This window comes from Microbacterium sp., from assembly GCF_036277215.1.
Lineage (GTDB): Bacteria > Actinomycetota > Actinomycetes > Actinomycetales > Microbacteriaceae > Microbacterium.
Map to the genome: position 1 here is coordinate 1 of NZ_DASUNI010000165.1, position 2,654 is coordinate 2,654.

General features: G+C 71.6%; 3 protein-coding genes. All 3 read left to right on the forward strand.

Going from position 1 to position 2,654, the window contains the following annotated elements; genetic code table 11:
- Positions 1 to 537 (forward strand): serine/threonine-protein kinase (locus VFX99_RS08350; RefSeq protein WP_329665832.1); only part of this gene is annotated, 537 nt, incomplete at its 5' end.
- A 93-nt stretch (positions 538 to 630) separates the two neighbouring features.
- A complete protein-coding gene (locus VFX99_RS08355; RefSeq protein WP_329665833.1) occupies positions 631 to 1,746 on the forward strand; it encodes a zinc-binding dehydrogenase in 1,116 nt (371 codons plus the stop codon).
- Positions 1,743 to 2,654: zinc-dependent alcohol dehydrogenase family protein (locus tag VFX99_RS08360; protein WP_329665834.1), on the forward strand; the 912-nt coding region annotated here is incomplete at its 3' end. The genes VFX99_RS08355 and VFX99_RS08360, both read left to right, overlap by 4 nt.

Here is a 2,654-nt window from a genome sequence, read left to right on the forward strand (position 1 = left end):
GAGGGCAGGCTGGAGGCGGAACGGGCGGTGCGCGTCGTCGACCATGTCGCCGGCGCGCTCGACGAGGCGCACCGTCGCGGGCTGGTACACCGCGACGTGAAGCCGGGGAACGTGCTCGTCGCTGCGCGATACGAAGGGGAGCGCGCGTTCCTCAGCGACTTCGGTCTGACCAAGGAACGGGCCGTCGCGAGCGAGCTGACCGGTACCGGGCTTGCCATCGGCACCGCCGACTACATCGCGCCGGAGCAGGCGCAGGGCCGCGAGCTCGACGGCCGGGCCGACGTCTACGCCCTCGCCTGCGTGCTGTACCAGTCGCTCGCCGGCAGCGTGCCCTACGAGCGCGACAGCGACCTCGAGAAGCTATGGGCACACGTTCACCAGCCGCCACCGGCACTATCGGACGTGCGCCCCGAGCTTCCGCCCGCGCTGAGCGACGTCCTCGCCCGCGGCATGGCGAAGCATCCGGCCGAGCTCCAGGCGACGGGCCGGCCGGTTCGCACGCGAGGCGCTCACCGCCCTCGCCTGACGAGTCCGTAGTCCTCCGCGACGGTTCGCTGCAAAGTGCCGATGCGGGCTGCCTGACCCGCCCGTAGCGTCGGGATACCGAACCACCCACCAGTGAGGTGCGCCATGACCGCGTCCCCAGCTTCACACCCCGCCCCGGCCCACGCCGGCACGGACTCCATGCGAGCCGCCGTCTTCGAGCGCCCGGGCGTGATCACGCTGCAGGAGCGACCCGTCCCGACCTGCGGCCCGACCGATGCCATCGTCCGAGTGACGATGACGACGATCTGCGGGACGGACGTCCACATCCTCAAGGGCGAGTATCCCGTCGCGCCCGGCCGCATCATCGGGCACGAGCCGGTCGGGGTGATCCACGAGCTTGGCTCGGCCGTCGTCGGCTACGACGTCGGCGACCGCGTGCTGGTCGGCGCCATCACGCCCTGCGGCAGCTGCTTCTTCTGCCAGCACGGCGACGGCGCCCAATGCTCCGGGCACGAGGACGAATGGGAGATGATCGGAGGCTGGCGGCTCGGCAACTCCGCCGACGGCGTCCAGGCCGACTTCTTCCGCGTCCCCTACGCCCAGGCGAACCTGGCCAAGATCCCCGACGACCTCAGCGACGAGGAATGCGTCCTGCTGGCCGACATCGCGTCGACCGGCATCTCGGCCGCCGAGACCGCGAACGTCCAGATCGGCCAGACCGTCGCCGTCTTCGCCCAGGGCCCGATCGGGCTCTGCGCGACGGCCGGCGCCCGGCTGAAGGGCGCCTCGATGATCATCGGCATCGACGCGATCGAGAAGCGGCTGCAGCTTTCCCGCGAGATGGGAGCCAGCGAGGTGATCGACTTCACCCAGGAGGACCCGGTCGCCGCGATCAAGCGGCTCACGGGTGGCCGCGGAGTCGACGTCGCGATCGAGGCGCTCGGCAAGCAGGACACCTTCGAGTGGTGCCTGGAGGCCACGCGCCCCGGCGGCATCGTCTCGAGCCTCGGCGTCTACGGCGGCAAGCTCGAGATCCCCGTCGAGCCGTTCGTCTACGGCATCGGCGACAAGAAGATCCTCACGACGCTGTGCCCCGGGGGTAAGGAGCGGATGCGGACGCTGATGGAGCTTGTCCGCACCGGCCGCCTGGACATCTCCAAGCTGATCACCCACCGGTTCCCGCTCGAGCGCATCGAGGAGGCCTACGACCTCTTCGCCAACCAGCGCGACGGCGTCGCGAAGGTGGCGATCACGCCGTGAGCGAGGAGCAGCCGCCCGGGTCGGGCACCATGCGCGCGATGGTGCTCGAGGCGCCCGGGCGGCCGCTCGTGCCGGTACGACGCCCGATCCCACGCGCGGGGCCCGGCGAGTTGTTGCTCGAGGTGCGGGCGTGCGGCGTGTGCCGGACCGACCTCCATCTGCTCGACGGCGAGGTCGTGGTCCACGCGCTTCCGCGGATCCTCGGTCACCAGATCGTCGGCACGGTGGTGGGCGAGGGCCGCCGCGTCGGGGTTCCGTGGCTGGGCTGGACCTGCGGCAAGTGCGGGTACTGCGCGAGCGGCCGGGAGAACCTCTGCGTGCGCGCACGCTTCACAGGTCGCGACATCGACGGCGGCTTCGCCGAGTACGCCGTGGCCGACGAGCGCTTCTGCCTGCCGATCCCCGACGGCTATCCGGACCTGCAGGCGGCACCGCTCCTGTGCGCCGGCCTCATCGGCTACCGCGCGCTGCGGATGTGCGGCGACGCGGGCCGCCTCGGTCTCTACGGCTTCGGTGCCGCGGCACACGTCATCTGCCAGGTCGCCGTCTGGCAGGGGCGCCGCGTGCTCGCGTTCACCCGCGACGGCGACGAGCCGGCGCAGGCGCTGGCCCGGGAGCTGGGCGCGGAGTGGGCGGGCGCCTCGGACGCCGCGCCCCCGGAGCCGCTCGACGCCGCGATCATCTTCGCGCCGACGGGCGCGCTCGTCCCAGCCGCGCTGCGTGCGCTCGCCCCCGGCGGGACCGTCGTCTGCGCCGGCATCCACATGAGCGACATCCCGTCGTTCCCGTACGAGCTGCTCTGGAACGAGCGCACCATCCGGTCCGTAGCCAATCTCACCCGCGCGGATGGCGAACAGTTCTTCGGGCGCATCGCATCACTGCACATCCATACCAGACGAACCGTCTAT

Excerpts from the sequence above, each read along its gene's own strand:
- VFX99_RS08355 (WP_329665833.1), top strand. The coding sequence starts at position 631 with ATGACCGCGTCCCCAGCTTCACACCCCGCCCCGGCCCACGCCGGCACG.